The sequence below is a fragment of the Alkalihalophilus sp. As8PL genome (assembly GCF_040939795.1).
GTDB classification, from domain to species: domain Bacteria; phylum Bacillota; class Bacilli; order Bacillales; family Bacillaceae_D; genus Alkalihalophilus; species Alkalihalophilus lindianensis.
Genome location: NZ_CP162551.1, coordinates 1,884,365 through 1,901,722 on the forward strand (window position 1 = coordinate 1,884,365; position 17,358 = coordinate 1,901,722).

The following is a 17,358-nucleotide window of genomic DNA, read 5'->3' on the forward strand; positions in this document are numbered from 1 at the left end:
TATACCTTTCCTTATCATACTTAAATTGTTGGTATTCGCCAAGCAAATGGAGGATAGCATCCGAAAATGAAAAAGCTTGTCCTCATTAAACTGAAGACAAGCCTTAATCTTAATGTTCCATTTGACGAGCCAAAAAGCTAGCTGCCGTTTCTGCAAGCTTTTGTTCTAAAGAACCACTTAAACTCTGCTCTTTATTAAAAATGACTACAGCTCCAATCGGGTCTCCGTTGGCGATAATTGGTGCTATGACGTATCCTTTAAGCTCATCAGTGTGATCTCCGACTAAATTGTATTCACCTGCATTAGTTTCTAGTTTGGATTTACGTTCATCCATCGTCATCTCTATTATTTCGCCAATAGCCTTGTTCGCAAATTCCTTTTTAGAAGCGCCTGCTACCGCAATATATGTATCACGATCAGCAATTAACACATGGTGATGTAAACTATCATATAAAGCTTCTGCATACTCTTTTGCAAAATCACCAAGTTCTGATATCGGAGAGTACTTCTTCAAGATAACCTCGCCATCTCGATCAACAAAAATCTCGAGTGGATCTCCCTCACGAATGCGAAGAGTTCTGCGGATTTCTTTCGGTATAACGACACGACCTAAATCATCAATACGTCGAACTATGCCAGTTGCTTTCATGCTGTTGTGCCCCACTTTCTAAAGGTGTAATAGTCTTGATGTGTCCACATGTATGAAATGTTGAAATCATCGCTTCATACTACTATTATCCGTTTATTAAAAAGAACTATTCACCAATTTATGAATTTGTTTGGTTGCATGGCTTACATCTTCATGAATAAGTTAGGGGCACAACGAAGCATTATACCGTGTTGCTTGTTGTTTGTTTACGACTTTTAGGAATACTTGCGATGATGGATTCAACCGAAGTAATGATCCCTTCATCATCGATATTTTTCGTTTTGATAGTAAATTTAATTTTTTCACCAGCTGTTCCAAGTGATACATCTCGACCTAGTGAATGAGCCATCTCAAATAACAGCGCCCCGTCCATTTGTTTTGATGTTTCAGGCGAAAACAAGATTTCGACCTGATTTTTCACTTCTACAATTGATTCAACCCGTTCACTATTTGCACGTAACTTAATTTCAGTCAAGCGTAGGAGATAATCCACTTGCTTTGGATATTCTCCAAAACGATCAAATATCTCATCCTTTAAGTCAGCCAAATCCTCGACGGTCTCGCAGCCTTTAAATCGTTTGTACATCTCAATTTTTTGTTTTGCATCTTGAATGTAACTCTCTGGAATATAGGCATCAATTTTTACGTCTAACTCTACTTGGAACTCAGGCTCTTTTGGTTTATCGCCTTTACGCTCTTCAATCGCTTCTTTTAACATTTGTGAGTAAAGATCAAAACCTACCGATTCAATAAAACCATGTTGTTGCGCACCGAGTAGGTTCCCGGCGCCACGAATCGTTAAATCACGCATTGCAATTTTAAAACCAGATCCAAGCTCCGTAAATTCTTTTATCGCTTGAAGACGCTTTTCAGCTACTTCAGTTAATACTTTATCTCGTTGATAGGTGAAGTATGCATAGGCAACTCGATTCGAACGACCAACACGCCCTCTAATTTGATACAGCTGAGATAGACCCATTTTGTCAGCATCATTAATAATTAATGTATTTACATTAGGGATGTCTACACCCGTCTCGATAATCGTCGTTGTCACTAGAACATCGCTGTTTCCTTCTAAGAAGTCTAGCATGATCGATTCAAGCTCACGTTCATTCATCTGTCCATGAGCAAACGATACTTTCGCATCTGGAACTAGCATCGATATCTGTTCAGTCATTCTTTCGATATCTTCAACTCGGTTATAAAGGAAATACACTTGACCTCCCCGGGTCAACTCACGCTCAATCGCCTCACGAATTAACGAAGCATTGTATTCCACCACATACGTTTGAACCGGGAAACGATTCTCTGGCGGGGTCTCAATGACCGATAAATCACGAACACCAAGCATCGACATATGAAGTGTACGCGGAATAGGTGTTGCTGTTAGAGTTAGAACATCAATATTAGCTTTCAATTGTTTAATTTTTTCTTTATGAGTCACACCAAATCGTTGCTCTTCATCGACAATCAATAAGCCTAGATCTTTAAATACTAGATCTTTTGAAAGTAGTCGGTGTGTCCCAACAATGAGATCAACAGAACCTGCTTTTAAGCCTTTAAGAGTCTCTGTTTGCTCTTTTCTAGAACGAAAACGACTAAGAACCCCAATATTAATTGGGAAATCTGAAAAGCGCTCTTTAATTGTCTCGTAATGCTGTTGCGCTAAAATCGTAGTCGGAACTAAAATAGCCACCTGCTTACCATCCATGATCGCCTTGAATGCTGCGCGAATAGCCACTTCCGTTTTTCCATACCCTACATCTCCACATAACAGACGGTCCATCGGTCGTTCTTTTTCCATATCTTGCTTAATTTCTTCCACTGCACGTATTTGATCTTCTGTTTCTTGATAAGGGAAGGTCGCTTCAAAATCCCCTTGTTCTGGACCATCTTCAGAATAAGCATGGCCTTTACTTGCCTCACGCTCAGCATATAACTTAATTAGATCATCAGCAATATCCTCCACCGATGATTGAACACGCTTCTTCACTTTTTTCCAATCACTACCCCCAAGCGCATAAATCTTCGGATCTTTCTCTTCTGACCCTACATATTTTTGCACTTGGTCAATCTGTTCAACCGGCACATATAACTTATCATCTCCTGCATAGCGTAAGTGGAGATAATCTTTATGAAGTCCATTTATTTCAAGAGTTTCTACCCCTAAATACTTACCAATCCCATGGTTAGTATGGACAACCAAATCACCGACTTTTAATTCGGAGTAGCTTTTAATACGCTCGGCATTTGAGAGCTTTTGTTTATTTCGTTGAACTCTTTTTTGTTGCTTAGCATAAACTTCTTCTTCTGTAACAACCACCAGCTTATGTGATGGCAGCTCAAATCCACTATTTAAGTGGCCAACCATTAAGTGAACGGTATTCTCTGTTAATTCCGTTGCCCTTTCGACCACATGAGCATCAATGCCTTCCTCATCTAGATTTAATGCAAGTCTAGAAGCACGCTCTTTTGATCCCGATACAAAAACGATCGCATAGCCCGCTTTTTCCCAACGCTTCACTTCTGATTGTAGCAACTGCATTTGACCGTGGAAACTTTGCATGGACTTACATGTGAAGTTCACGACATTTTCTGGCTTGGTCGATGGAATATGCTTTAAAAATAAAGATAGGTAGATAAGAGAATGATTTGAGTTCTTCATCGCCTCTAGAACATCTAGTGACATCGTCGCCTCATGCACCGTCTCCCCTTGAGCAAGTAATGCCGTAGTCCATTCCGCTTCTTCTCTTTCTAGACTATCAGCCATCTCTTTCACACGACTCATCTCATCAATCAAAATAATCGCATCATCAGGTAAATAAGATAGAAGTGTACTTTTCACTTCATAGTAGAAAGACATGTACTTATACATCCCTTGAAAACTAGAGCGTTGTCTTAACTGCCCAATCTCATAGGAGATATTTTGAGATAGCTTCTCTTTTGTCTGTTTAGCCTTAACCTTTTTTAATGTTGCAGAAAGCTGTTCAGATAGTTTATTCGATGCGTGTTCGTAATGTTGATCTTGAAGAATAACTTCTTCTGCAGGACCAATTGTTACTTCCTTTAACTCCGTTTCAGAACGTTGCGTTTCAATTAAAAACGTACGTATAGAATCAATTTCCGTATCAAATAATTCAATTCGGACAGGATTTTGGTCCGTTAATGGATAAATATCAATGATTCCACCGCGCACACTAAATTCTCCAGGAGAAGAAACCATATCGACACGTGTAAAGCCCATCATCACCAACTGCGTCATTACATTATGGATCTCTCCAATATCTGTGCCCACTGAAATTGTTAACTGACTTTCTTCCCATAAATATTTTGGCGGAAGAAGTCGTCTAATCCCTGCTAACGGTACAATCACAATCCCATTAAAGTCTTCCACTAGTTTATTTAGCACATCAAGACGCTGTGACTTCATTTCCGGACTCGCAATCGCAATTTCCGAGGAAATAAGCTCATTTACAGGATAAAGAAGCACTTTATCTTCTCCAACTAAATCGGTTAAATCATCATATACTTTTTGTGCTTGAAACAAGTTGTGAGTTATCACGACTTGTGTTCGGTTTGTTTCTCTATACAGGGCTGCCATTAATAATGTACGAGCAGAACCTGTTAATCCAGAAAGTAGTTGTTCTTTCATTCCTGTTTCAATACTGCTTGAAACCGCTTTAACCTCATCATTTACTAGAAAATAATTTTGCAATCCTAACATGTTGTTCCCCCTGTTATCAAACACCTATTCTACCTTGCTTAATGCTACTCTACTTTTTATGTTAGTATGACAAAACTGTTCATTTCTTGTTTGTCCTTATCTAACATTTATTCGTACTTGTCTTTCTCCCAATAATATCTTATTTTATCCTATCTTCGACTAATAATGGCTCAACCCTGCCTACATATAAAAAAATCAAAACAGAAAAACGCTTTGGCATATTGCCAAAGCACTAACTGCTATAAATTATTGAATAAATGTATCTAATTCATAGAAATTGGGATTTCTCGTTAAAGCCTCTTCACAATCCTCGCAAATTACATTGACATGTATATCTCCATTGTTCTCATAGGTCAACATTTCTTGTCGCTCCTGTGATGTTAAGTGACCAAAACCTAAAGACGTTGCATCTGTATGGTTATCAATCTGACCTATATTTGTACGACAATGGCGACATTTATAGTGAATGGCCATCCATAGCCCCCCTTTACATGACATACCTTATAACCTAAGTATGATCACGCACTTGGGTCCCTATGCATATATTTGTTAATTGAATTGATTCATCACTTCTAGAAAAGGCTTCTCGGTCCATGCTTCCACTGCTTTTGAAGCGTGAATAATTGATTCATTAACAGCTTCGCGTTCATCAGGATGATATGTACCGAGCACATAATTAACAATAGGCTCGCCATTTTGAGGACGATCGATTCCGACACGAATTCGTTTGAACTTATCTGTACCTAAATGTTGAATTAAAGATTTTATCCCATTATGACCACCAGCACTCCCCTTTTGACGCAAGCGAATTTTGCCGGTTGGTAAATCCAAATCATCATAAATGACAACTAGATCTTCAATATCAATATTAAAATAATCCAAAAGCGGTCTGACCGATTCGCCTGAGAGGTTCATATAGGTTAACGGTTTAAGAAAAAAAACTTTCTCTCCGTTCATCATTTTCGTGCCATAAATGCCTTTGAATTTTGATTGGTTAAGTTCCACTCCAAACTCTTCTGCACAATAATCAATAATATCAAAACCAATATTATGACGAGTTCCTGCGTACTTAGTTCCTGGATTCCCAAGCCCTACGATTACTTTCACCTTGTTTCCACCTTTCACTCTCATATAAACGCCCTAAAAAGGTATAACCTTATGGCTATACCTTTTTAGCTTAGTAAGTCTTATTCTTCCTTATTAGAGTCATCTTCACCAACAACTTCAGGTTCAGCATCTCCAGATTCACCTGCATCTGCATCTTCTGACTCTTCTATTACAGTTGGTGGTTGCACCGTCACGACTGTTTCTTCATCTTCATTGGTAATTTCAACAGAAACCTTATCACGTAAATCGGTGATTTGGATGGAATCCCCAATGTTTAATTCAGAAATATCTAGTTCAATCTCTTCTGGAATGTCGTTTGGTAAACACTTCACCGAGATATCATATAGTAAGTGAGTAACGACGCCACCTTCTTTGGATCCAGGCGACTCTCCTGTTAAGCGAACAGGTACGTCTGCGTCGATCTCTGATTTCATATCAACTTCAAAGAAATCAACATGTAGATATTCATTTTTCAGTGGGTCGATTTGCATGTCATGAATCATAACTTGATGTTTACTACCATCAACATTCAATGAGAACAATCCATTTTTCCCCACTTCACGGACCGTTTTTAGAAATTCTACACTCTCAACGTAAACTGGCTGGCTATCAATTTTATTTCCATATAATATTGCTGGAACATGTCCATCTTTTCTAATTTGTCTTGTTGAGGAACCTGTTAGATCTGTACGTAGATTAGCTTGTAATGTTGTTGCCATTTTTATCACCTCTAATTAGATTCGATTGCGTCTATATCTTTTGTTCCCTAATTAGTGAATTTTAAAACGACTTTTGTGAAATTGACTAAATTCCAGCCTCAAACTTACTTACCTAAATTCTACGTAATCACTTGATCAATCAAATAACTTACTTACAGATGCATGCTCATGGACACGAATAATCGCTTCAGCCATTAATGGGGCAACTGATAGTGGTGTAATCTTATCGATTTTTTTATCTTCATCTAGAGGGATAGTGTTTGTTACAACAAGTTCTTTAATTTTTGAGTTATCAATACGTTCAATTGCTGGACCAGATAACACTGGGTGCGTACAACAAGCGTACACTTCTTTTGCGCCGTGCTCTACTAGAGCATTTGCTGCTAATGTGATGGTACCGGCAGTATCGATAATATCATCAATGATAATCGCTGTTTTACCTTCAATGTTACCAACAATATTCATAACTTCTGCTACATTTGGTTTTGGACGACGTTTATCAATAATGGCAATAGGAGCTTTTAAGCGATCTGCCATTTTACGTGCACGTACTACTCCACCATGGTCAGGTGAAACAATAACGATATCTTCTAATTGTTTTTCTTCAAAGTAAGTCGATAAGATTGGAACACCCATCAATTGATCAACAGGAATATCGAAGAAACCTTGAATTTGAGTAGCGTGTAGGTCAAGTGTTAACACGCGTGTTGCGCCTGCAGTTTCGATCAAGTTTGCAACTAGTTTTGATGTGATTGGTTCACGCGCACGTGCCTTACGATCTTGACGAGCATAGCCGTAATAAGGCATTACAACGTTGATTGTTCTAGCAGAAGCACGCTTCATCGCATCAATCATAATTAGTAACTCCATAATATGTTCATTAGCTGGAGCAGAAGTCGATTGAATTAAATATACATCACACCCACGAATACTCTCTTCAATATTAATTTGAACTTCTCCATCACTAAAACGAGTTACTGAACTTTTCCCAACAGGAACCCCAATATGCTCTGTAATTTCGTGAGCTAAGTCTTTATTAGAATTTAATGTGAAAACCTTTAAGCTTGGATCACCATATTTAGCCATTATGAATACCCTCCAGATAATATATCGTCATACGCGTCATGAGTAACTTGATACTATTTCTTTTGATAACCTTCTTTGTTGGTTTGGCGAGCTCGTGCGATAGATAACGCTTCACCAGGTACATCATCTGTAATGGTTGAGCCGGCAGCAACTAGAGCGTTCTTTCCAATTGTCACCGGAGCAATTAAGTTAGCGTTGCAGCCAACAAATGCACCATCCTCAATTTTTGTAAGGAATTTATTCTTGCCATCGTAATTAACCGTAACAGCTCCACAGCTGAAGTTTACATCATTGCCAACCTCTGCGTCTCCGATATAACTTAAGTGAGATGCTTTACTGCCATTACCCATGGTAGACTTTTTAATTTCAACAAAGTTCCCAACTCGTACTTGATCACCAATAGTAGATTTCGGTCTAATATGTGCAAAAGGACCAATCGTCACTTCTGATCCAACCTCACTATCGTGCACCACTGATTGACGAATAGTCGTACGGTCCGCAATTGAACTATCTTTAATTTCAGTACCTGGGCCAATCACACATTCAGAACCAATCGTCGTTTGGCCTTGTATCACTACTCCTGGATAAATAACCGTATCTTGACCAATCGTAGCATCTGTAGAAATATACGTATGATCAGGATCAATCATTGTAACTCCTTGACGCATCCAATGTTCATTTGTACGTTGTTTCATAATCCGTTCTGCTTGCGCTAAGGCAACACGATCATTTACTCCAAGCGTCTCGTCAAATGCTGGCGTTTGATAAGCTGCAACAACTTCGCCACTTTGTTGTAAGATTTCAATTACATCTGGTAAGTAGTATTCACCTTGCGCATTATCGTTACCAACGTCTTTTAGTGAGGCAAATAGTGCTTCGTTGTCAAAACAGTACGTTCCTGTATTGATTTCTGAAATACGTTGTTCCTCACTTGTTGCGTCTTTATGCTCAACAATTCGTTCAACAAGCCCTTCGTTATTTCGAACAATACGTCCATAACCAGCCGGATCATCGGCCATAGCTGTTAAAATAGTTGCTTTTGCCCCTTCTTGTGCGTGGTGAGCTAAAAGCTTATCGATCGTATTAGCTGTTAGAAGTGGCGTGTCTCCACACAAAACAACCGTCACTCCTTTTTTATCCGCAAGAATATTCTCTGCTTGCATAACGGCGTGACCGGTTCCTAATTGTTCTGTTTGAACAGCGTACTTTACTTGATCACCAAGTTGTTCTTGTACCACTTCTGCTCCGTGCCCTACGATCGTAACTGTTTCTTCAAAGCCAAGCTCTAAGACTTGATCAACGACATGTTGAACCATCGGCTTTCCATTTACAGGATGTAAGACTTTATAAAGTTTAGATTTCATTCGTGTTCCTTGCCCTGCTGCTAAAATAACCGCAAAACGACTACTCATGGTTTCCCCCCAAGTGTTCCTTTTTCCATTACGAATATATCCTAAAACTGATGTGTTTTCAAGGACTGTTCATTAGTTGTATCAAACTGGATATGTCAGCTTCTTGAACATTTCCCTAAATCAACCTAAAACCTACCTTCTAAACAAGGTATTTACATTTAATAAGGAGAAAAATAAAAAAAGACCTATCTTAAATTGATAGGTCCTACTTCCTAGGAAGCTCCGGCTTCCTCGTATTCAACTTCTTCAAATTCTCCAGCCCGTTCGTACTCAGTTAGTACCGCTGTTTGGATCTTGTCACGTGTACGGGATGAAATAGGATGAGCTATATCTCTAAACTCCCCATCAGGCGTTCGCTTACTAGGCATCGCTACAAACAAGCCATTGTTTCCATCAATCACACGGATATCATGAACAACGAATTCATGATCAATTGTGATAGATGCAATCGCGCGCATCCTGCCCTCGGTGTTCACTCGACGTAATCTCACATCTGTTACCTGCATGTTGTCACCACCTATAAGAGTAGATTATTCATGCTATACCAATTCTCTGTTAACTTTCTAATTCCTTCTTTTATAGAAAGAAAATTTATAATCTTTTTATTTTTTAACAACACAAAAAAAAGACCGTGCTTTTGGCACAGTCTTTCATGCACTTATTTAACTAAGGCAATCACTTCAATTTCAACAAGTACGTCTTTAGGAAGACGTGCCACTTCTACACATGAACGTGCAGGTTTATGAGTATTAAAGTATTCACCATATACTTCATTGATACGAGGGAAGTCGTTCATATCTTTAATAAAAACAGTTGCCTTTACCACAGTTTCAAGTGAAGCATCTGCTTCTGCCAATACTGCTTGAAGATTTTTAAACACTTGATGAGTTTGCTCTTCTACCGTTCCATTGATTAAATCGCCTTCCGCCGTTAATGGAATCTGACCTGAGCTATAGAACATATTATTTACAATAATCCCTTGTGAATATGGGCCAATAGCATCTGGCGCATTATTTGTGTGAACTATTTTCATTATAAATCCTCCTCTGCAATCGGTACAAGTTTTTCGAGTACGTTCCCAGCTTCTACTTTTATCGTTTTGTCTCTGACATTAACCTCCGATAAACGGGTAATTGACATGTATTCATCGACAAGACGTTCTTCTGCGTCCACATCTACTGATTCAACCAGTACACCGATGCCAACCAGTTCAGCCTGGAACTCCTCTAACAGATCAATCATACCACGAATGGTACCCCCAGCTTTCATAAAATCATCGACTATAAAGACCCGGGAACCTGGCGCTAAGCTTCTTCTAGCTAATGTCATCGTTTGAATTCGCTTAGAGGAACCTGATACGTAGTTAATACTAACCATAGAACCTTCTGTTACACGATGATCACGCCTTACAATACTAACAGGTACATTTAAATACTCTGCAACGGCGTATGCAAGTGGTATCCCTTTCGTCGCAACCGTCATGACAGCATCAATCTTCTTATGAGCAAGAACGGAAGCAAATAGTCGTCCCACATCTTGAATAAAACGAGGACTTCCTAATAGATCCATCATGTACAGGTAGCCACCTGGTAACACGCGGCCAGGTACAGCTAATTGGCTTATGAGTTTATCAACAATCTCACTCGCTTCTTTCTCTCCGACCTTTGGCATGTACTTCACGCCACCACTCGCTCCTGGAATCGTCAATAGAGTGCCGTACCCTTCTTGCTCAAATATTTCTTTGACTATTACCAAGTCTTCGCTTATTGAAGACTTAGCTGATTGGTAACGATCTGCAAAATACGTAAGTGAGATCACTTCATGTGGATGCTGAAGCATATAATAAGTCATATCGACAAGCCGTCCGCTTCGTTTTAATTTTTTCATAATACCCCCACTAAAAACCGAATAATTAGTTATAACATATCACTTTTGTACGGTTTTTAGCAAGTAAACTAGGAACGAATTAAACGAACTGCATACACATCGCTACAGAAACCGCGTAGCCCATTATAAACTCTGTGTAGTCTTGATTCCTTCTCTACCAAGCCAAACACAGTCGGACCACTTCCACTCATTAATACACCATCCGCCCCGAAACGTTGCATTTGTTCTTTAATTTTACGAACTTCTGGGTGCATATCTAACGTTACCGTTTCGAGAACATTATGAAGATGATTACAAATTCCTTTAAAATTTTGATTTTTAATAGCTTCTATCATCTGCTCTGTTTTAGCATGTTCTACCTCATTTACATTTAACCGCTTGTACACATCAGCAGTCGAGACCCCAATTGGTGGTTTAGCTAGGATAACCCAGCATGGAGGTGGAGAGTCAATATGTTTAATAATTTCACCACGCCCAGTCGCTAGTGCAGTGCCACCATAAACACAAAACGACACATCCGATCCAATCTCCGCACCAAGCGTTGCAAGCTCGTCCAAACTAAGACCTAGCGACCATAAGTCATTTAAGCCTTTTAAAGTAGCCGCCGCATCGCTACTACCCCCAGCAAGTCCTGCTGCAACTGGTATTCTTTTTGTAATATAAATGGATACACCTTGCTTTACTTGATAGCGCTCTTTAAGCAAAGAAGCAGCCTGATAAGCTAAGTTACGGTGATCACTTGGGACGAAGCCTTCTGATACATCTACTTTGATTTTTCCGTCTTCGGTACTTGTCAAATCGAGTCGGTCTGCTAAATCGACTGTGGTCATGATCATTTCAACTTCATGATACCCATCTTCTCTTTTTTTGATTGCGTCTAATGATAAATTAATTTTAGCAGGAGCTTTAACTGAACATTTCACCATAGTCACCTTCTATACTATCCATTTGCTTACGTTATTTTATCACTTGTTCATCCAACATACCACAGCAAGTCGATTTTCTCTTTAACAATGAAGAAAACCGAGGCATGATGCCTCGGTTATCGTCGTCTCTCTATTTTGATTGTTGTTGATGTGCCAATTGATTTTCAGCGATCTCAACTGCACGCTTAACCATATTCCCAGCATCTCTCGAGCGAATACCGCCCCATCCTTCTTTTTGGACGGTGTCATAAAAGCCAAGCTCTTTTGCTAGCTCTTCTTTAAATTGTTCAGACATTACACCGCGTTTTCTGCTCATGATCCAACAACTCCTTTTTTGAGAAGACCGACGACATTCTTAGAATGCACCTGAAATCAAAAAAAATGACTCCCTAATGCTTCCATTAGAGAGTCAACGCATGTGAATTCTATGTTGAGTTACTTTATTGCTGAGGCACTTTCACCCTCATCACAAAGCATGAGTTCGACTGTTTCAGTTAAAATATCTGCGTAACTATACGATACGCGTTCAAATGCATTCTGTTGTTCATCCAATTTCACAATGAAAACTGAAGGGTATGTTTCTTCTAAAAGACCTGAACGTTCCATCGTTTTCCGACGGCCGCCATTCGCCTTAATTGTAATCCGTTTCCCAACATTGGCATCTAACGCACGCTTAATGTCTATCAACGTTTTTCCCATTATTACACCCCACCTCATTCTTAAAATATAGTATAGCACGCATCCTCAATTTTGTCAAATAAATTTTAAATTATATCAATTGGACATATTGATTGTCAATGCTTTCAACAAAATCCGTGCAACATTTTTTTCTCCTTATCTATTTTGTCTAAGTTTGTCAAAATTATGTATGGATAATAAAAAAACAAACCGCACATGGTTTTCCATGTACGGTTTACTTGATCTAAGTTGGTTGATTAGATTTATGTAAAGATGAAAAAATGGTTAAAAATGACCATAGCTATTCTCTCAGCTTCTATTAATCCTACCGCTTGTGGTGGGGAAGATGCAGGGTCTGAACCGCTGAATAACAGACCTAACTATAAAGAGTACCAGTCACTCTTCTGACTGGTACTCTTGTTTTATTGGCATTCCTCGCCTCATAACGCCACGCGTTTCGATCCCACCTAAACCTTTTTCACCCGTAATCGTATTTCGCAAGACATCCCAAAGGCCAATACGGTCCATAAATGATGTTAAGCTAACTTTAGCTGCTATATAAACGGGGTCGAGCGCATGAATATTGACTCGTTCAGGAGAACTTGCAAAATTAGCACCCGCTCTTATTAACGTCTCAAAATGAGATTGGCAAGCACCAGCAAAAATCACCAGTTCGTCTCTGTGTGCCACATGTTTTCTAGCAATCCTGACACATTCTGCAAACTGTTTGGTGTGCCGATAAGAACGTAAGTCGTCCTCATCTCCCTTTCCTTTCAAATAAGCATCATGACCTGTGATGACCACAATGTCTGGTTGAACCATCTCAAGTAAGGAACCAATTTGTGCAGGCATCTCCTTTTCAGCTATATGAACTCCATACACAGGTATCCCTAACCGCTCATATAACTCTGTACATTTACGTAAATAGAGCGGATCGCCGTCAACATGCAAAACACGACCACGCAACTCAAAAAAAGATGATTCTGCTTCATATCCAGATGTCGACTCATATTCATTTCGCTCTTTCATTAGCTTAGCATCTTGCCTAAAAAGGCGGTAGGAGTTCAATTCTGTCTCTAGAGCTAGTTTCCTACGCTTTGTCCTCTCTTCTTCAGAGATGAGCACTAAATCCTCTAGAGGGGCATCTGCTACTAAACGCATTTCTTCCCCAACAAGCTCTACTGTATTGCCTATGATTTTGTGAACGCGAAATAATATATCACATTTGTAGGAAAGCCGAGCCACAATATCTCCAGTTTTTAATTTCATCGGCACTTCCCCCTCTCAACTCAGCCTATGTGAGAGAAAGAAAAACTGTGCTAAGGTTGAAGAATTTTGTAAAGAGTGTCACTTAAAGTGCCAAACTCTTCAATTGATAACGTTTCACCACGTCTTTTAGGATCTATATTTGCTTCTGCTAAAGCCTGTTCAATTTTTGGCTTTTGTTCCTTTGAAGCTAAATTATGAATAAGGTTATTTAAAATCGTCTTTCTTCTGTTAGCAAAACTTGCATGAAACACTTTAAAGAAATACTGTTCATCTATCACATCAACTGCAGGCGTCTCTCTAATTGTTAAGCGTAAGACAGCTGAATCAACTCTAGGTTGGGGTACAAAAACCGACGCAGGAACCGTTAACACTTTCTCCGCCTCTGCATAATACTGCGCAGCAATTGATAATGATCCATAATCTTTTGTACCTGGCTTTGCTGCTATTCTTTCTGCCACTTCAGCTTGGATCATGACCACAATCCCTCTAATTGGCAACTTCAATTCAAGTAATTTCATTAGAATTGGCGTCGTGACATAATAGGGAAGATTCGCTACCACCATTAGATCCTGGCTATCTTTGAAGTGGGTTGTAATCGCCTCGTTAATATCTGCTTTTAAAACATCCGAGTGAATCACTTCAACATTATCATAAGGTGATAGCGTGTCTTTTAAGACCGGTAATAATCGTTGATCAATCTCGAATGCAACTACTTGATCAACTCTTTTAGCTAACTGCTCGGTTAAAGCTCCAATCCCAGGCCCAATTTCAATCGCCCCTGATGTTTCATCAAGACCTGCAGCATCTACTATATTCCGTAAAACATTTGTATCGATTAAAAAGTTTTGACCTAAGCTCTTTTTAAAACTAAAACCGTGCTTCTTTAAAATTTCTTTCGTGCGTATCGGTGTGGCAATATCCTTGTTCATTGTTGTTCCTCCCTGTATACCTCAATAAGTGCTTCCCTAAATTCAGATTCCGATATGTGAAACGTGTGAAGTCTTTTTAACAATTGCTTTCCATTCGCATACCCAATTTTAAGCAATATTCCAAGATGTTCACGACGTTGTTTAGCACGCGGACCTCCTATAAGGCCCGCAGCATGTAAATCATCCCAAGTAATCGTCTCTAGCGGCTCCTCATATGTTTGTAGTACATGACTAAGCGCCATACGAATTGCTTCGATTGATGCATTTTCGACACCGAGATCATCTCCATTTTTAGAGATGGCTTCGTTTTTTGGAAGGAAAGCATGCTTACATCCTGGAACATGTTCATTTACCACATTTCTAATCCGATCACCCGGATAATCTGGGTCTGTAAAAATAATCACGCCTCTGCGCTCTTTGGCAAGGGCGATACGCTCTAGACAAGCTTTATTAACGGCAGAGCCATTCGTTTCAATCGTATCAGCATCTACTGCTCTTTGAACCGCCACAGTGTCATCTCGACCTTCTACGACGATTACTTCTTTAATTTTCATTCACAAACTCCTTTATTAACCCTACTTATCCTTACCATGTTCAAAATAAATTGTTCTCTATATTGTAGACTTTTTTTTCACAAAAAAAAAGCACAGAACGATAACGCTCTGTGCAGATAAGCCATTAATCTAAAATAGTAATTTTAACTGACTTACGTCCCCAACGTGTAGCCTCTTCTTTTGTTGGAACATGAACGTCAATTTTATTTCCTTTAATCGCACCACCTGTATCTCCAGCGACAGCTGTACCATAGCCCTCTACGTGGACTTTTGAGCCTAGCGGAATCACACTTGGATCTACTGCGATCACTTTCATATTACGATTATTATTCAAATTAATTCCAGTGGCCGTCACTCCGCTACAACCACTACAAGAAGCAGTATAAGCCGTCGCACTAACAGTCATTGTGCGACCTCCACTTGGTTTAGATTCGCTCTCAGATGACGAACTTGAACTGTTATTACTTGCAGGAGTTGGGCTAGGTGTACTCGTCGGTGCTGGTTTCGGACTTGCACTACGAGATACGGTCTCAGGAGCAGGTCTTGTTCCTACAGCAACAATCCGATCTTCACTCTCTTTTACCGTCTCGGTTTTCACTAGTTCACGAGAAATTTCTTCTCCATCCTCAAGCACCACTTCAAAATGTTTATTCACCTGGCCTTCAGCACCAGCATTTACTACTTTTTCCTTACCATTCTCAAGATCATCATCTCGTTTTGTAACCGTGCCAAATGCAACGGTTTCTTCCACCACATCGGTGACTTTTTCTACCCGTATCACTCGAATATCTGTTGCTTCGTCTAAGCGTTCTTCTAACGCAGGTTCGACTCGGTCAAGTTCTCCTAATGAAACATTTTCTCTCTCTAAAAAGTCAGCGACAGTCGTCGAAGTTGTCCAAAACTCTTGTTGTTCACCGTCACTTGTAAGCTCAACCTGAAAGGCAGATTCATAGTTTACAACTAAATCTTCAGTAATTGCCGTATTAACTGCTGGTTCAATGTGATCGTGATCAGTATATTCAATATTTTGTTCGGCTAAAAGCTGTTCAACGTCTTCAGCAGTCGTCCATACATTTTGCTTTTCTCCATCAATTGTCATTGCTACTTGCTTTGCAGGTTGCCACGTTACAAGCATATTTCCATCAATTCGTGAATCTAGTGATGGTTCTATATGATCATATTCGTTAACATCCCATTCTTGCTCCATCATCAATTCAGCAACAGTTGAAGCATGTGTTTGAACGGTTACTTCTTCTTCATCAACCATAACCGTAACTGTTGCCTTCGTCGTCTCGTATACAGCGTAAATGATCACGCCAACGAAGAGAATGAGACTTATGACGGAGATGACTAGTTTCATACCAGAACCATTACCTGGAAGAAACCGGCGTATATTCGCTTCCATGTCATCCATTCCTCCTTCTCAACGTTCGAATTATAAACACTGTACCTCCTTTTTGTCAACTGATTAAATATGGGTACCTTGCCACATCTACTCTATTATCTATGAAAATGGAATGATTGGAAACCCTAACTTCTCGACACGTCCACTCTATGCGTGACGTTTGTCGTGTAGAACTATAACGAAACAGAAATATTCTAGACAAGCCCCGTCACGCTTTGACAAAAGCGGCTATCGAATTATGCCAAAAAGTCTTTTAGCATTCTCTCTTGTTTTATTCGCCACCACTTCTAAATCCACCTCTTTAAGCTCAGCAATTTGTTCCGCTACAAGCTTAACGTAGGCCGGCTCGTTACGTTTTCCGCGGTATGGATGTGGCGCTAAATAAGGGCAGTCCGTTTCAATTAATAAACGATCCATCGGTACATGCTTCGCTACTTCTTTTGGGCGCTTTGCATTTTTAAACGTTACCGGACCTCCAAGAGAAATATAGAAATTCATGTTGAGACAACGTTCAGCTATTTCTACGCTCCCCCCAAAGCAGTGCATAATTCCACCAACTTCCCTAGCGTCCTCCTCCTCCAAAATATCTACAATATCCTGGTCAGCCTCACGGTTATGAATGACAATTGGTAATTTGACCTTTTTAGCTAGTTGAATTTGCTTTCTAAATACCTCTTTTTGAACATCTTTCGGAGACTTATCCCAATGATAATCAAGACCCATTTCCCCAAGAGCTACGACCTTTGGGTGCGCTGCTAACTCTTCTAGCCAATTTAAATGTTCGTCTGTCATGTCAATTGCATCAACCGGATGCCAACCTACAGCTGCATATAGCATGTCGTACTTTTCGATTAAATGAAGCGCACGATTGATTGTTTTCTCATCAAAACCGACCACAACCATTTCACTGACTCCTGCTTCTCTCGCACGTTCTATTACTTCTTCTACATCATCCTCAAATTGATCAGCATTTAAGTGGACATGTGTATCAAATAACATATCTTCTTACCTCC

At 39.6% G+C, this 17,358-nt stretch carries 18 protein-coding genes; all 18 read right to left on the minus strand.

Features of this window, described 5'->3' with window-relative positions; genetic code table 11:
- Positions 1-109: 109 nt before the first annotated feature.
- Positions 110-649: a stage V sporulation protein T gene (gene spoVT, locus AB3N04_RS11130; RefSeq protein WP_368502892.1), complete on the minus strand. Its 540-nt coding sequence runs from the start codon at positions 647-649 to the stop codon at positions 110-112.
- A 181-nt stretch (positions 650-830) separates the two neighbouring features.
- A complete protein-coding gene (gene mfd / locus AB3N04_RS11135; protein WP_368502893.1) occupies positions 831-4,373 on the minus strand; it encodes a transcription-repair coupling factor in 3,543 nt (1,180 codons plus the stop codon).
- Positions 4,374-4,619: 246 nt separating this feature from the next.
- On the minus strand, positions 4,620-4,847 hold the full coding sequence (locus AB3N04_RS11140) for an anti-sigma-F factor Fin (RefSeq protein ID WP_368502894.1): 228 nt from the start codon (positions 4,845-4,847) through the stop codon (positions 4,620-4,622).
- 75 nt (positions 4,848-4,922) lie between these two features.
- Entirely contained in the window at positions 4,923-5,480 is a 558-nt protein-coding gene (pth, locus tag AB3N04_RS11145) for an aminoacyl-tRNA hydrolase (RefSeq protein ID WP_317123869.1), read from the minus strand.
- A gap of 80 nt (positions 5,481-5,560) precedes the next feature.
- Positions 5,561-6,199, minus strand: coding sequence for a 50S ribosomal protein L25/general stress protein Ctc (locus tag AB3N04_RS11150; protein ID WP_368502895.1), 639 nt, complete (start codon positions 6,197-6,199; stop codon positions 5,561-5,563).
- Positions 6,200-6,334: 135 nt separating this feature from the next.
- Positions 6,335-7,285, minus strand: coding sequence for a ribose-phosphate diphosphokinase (locus AB3N04_RS11155; RefSeq protein WP_368502896.1), 951 nt, complete (start codon positions 7,283-7,285; stop codon positions 6,335-6,337).
- A gap of 53 nt (positions 7,286-7,338) precedes the next feature.
- Complete coding sequence (gene glmU / locus AB3N04_RS11160) at positions 7,339-8,697, minus strand: bifunctional UDP-N-acetylglucosamine diphosphorylase/glucosamine-1-phosphate N-acetyltransferase GlmU (RefSeq protein WP_368502897.1); 1,359 nt, start codon at positions 8,695-8,697, stop codon at positions 7,339-7,341.
- Positions 8,698-8,909: 212 nt separating this feature from the next.
- On the minus strand, positions 8,910-9,203 hold the full coding sequence (gene spoVG, locus AB3N04_RS11165; RefSeq protein WP_047972517.1) for a septation regulator SpoVG: 294 nt from the start codon (positions 9,201-9,203) through the stop codon (positions 8,910-8,912).
- A gap of 152 nt (positions 9,204-9,355) precedes the next feature.
- Positions 9,356-9,730 carry a RidA family protein gene (locus AB3N04_RS11170; RefSeq protein ID WP_368502898.1) on the minus strand — a complete coding sequence of 125 codons (375 nt, stop codon included), beginning with the start codon at positions 9,728-9,730 and terminating at the stop codon, positions 9,356-9,358.
- Complete coding sequence (gene purR, locus AB3N04_RS11175; protein WP_368502899.1) at positions 9,730-10,584, minus strand: pur operon repressor; 855 nt, start codon at positions 10,582-10,584, stop codon at positions 9,730-9,732. Before purR ends, AB3N04_RS11170 begins: the two co-directional genes overlap by 1 nt.
- A gap of 68 nt (positions 10,585-10,652) precedes the next feature.
- A complete protein-coding gene (gene ispE / locus AB3N04_RS11180; RefSeq protein WP_368506031.1) occupies positions 10,653-11,507 on the minus strand; it encodes a 4-(cytidine 5'-diphospho)-2-C-methyl-D-erythritol kinase in 855 nt (284 codons plus the stop codon).
- A 133-nt stretch (positions 11,508-11,640) separates the two neighbouring features.
- Entirely contained in the window at positions 11,641-11,826 is a 186-nt protein-coding gene (locus tag AB3N04_RS11185; RefSeq protein WP_047972520.1) for a small, acid-soluble spore protein, alpha/beta type, read from the minus strand.
- Positions 11,827-11,945: 119 nt separating this feature from the next.
- Positions 11,946-12,209, minus strand: coding sequence for a biofilm formation stimulator Veg (veg, locus tag AB3N04_RS11190; RefSeq protein ID WP_047972521.1), 264 nt, complete (start codon positions 12,207-12,209; stop codon positions 11,946-11,948).
- Between the two features lie 375 nt (positions 12,210-12,584).
- Entirely contained in the window at positions 12,585-13,457 is an 873-nt protein-coding gene (yabG, locus tag AB3N04_RS11195) for a sporulation peptidase YabG (RefSeq protein WP_368502900.1), read from the minus strand.
- Between the two features lie 50 nt (positions 13,458-13,507).
- A complete protein-coding gene (gene rsmA, locus AB3N04_RS11200) occupies positions 13,508-14,386 on the minus strand; it encodes a 16S rRNA (adenine(1518)-N(6)/adenine(1519)-N(6))-dimethyltransferase RsmA (protein WP_047973595.1) in 879 nt (292 codons plus the stop codon).
- Positions 14,383-14,940, minus strand: coding sequence for a ribonuclease M5 (gene rnmV, locus AB3N04_RS11205; RefSeq protein WP_368502901.1), 558 nt, complete (start codon positions 14,938-14,940; stop codon positions 14,383-14,385). The genes rsmA and rnmV overlap by 4 nt, the downstream gene beginning before the upstream one ends.
- A gap of 124 nt (positions 14,941-15,064) precedes the next feature.
- Positions 15,065-16,345, minus strand: a complete 1,281-nt coding sequence (locus tag AB3N04_RS11210; RefSeq protein WP_368502902.1) for a ubiquitin-like domain-containing protein — start codon at positions 16,343-16,345, stop codon at positions 15,065-15,067.
- 228 nt (positions 16,346-16,573) lie between these two features.
- Positions 16,574-17,344, minus strand: coding sequence for a TatD family hydrolase (locus AB3N04_RS11215; RefSeq protein WP_368502903.1), 771 nt, complete (start codon positions 17,342-17,344; stop codon positions 16,574-16,576).
- Positions 17,345-17,358: the final 14 nt, after the last annotated feature.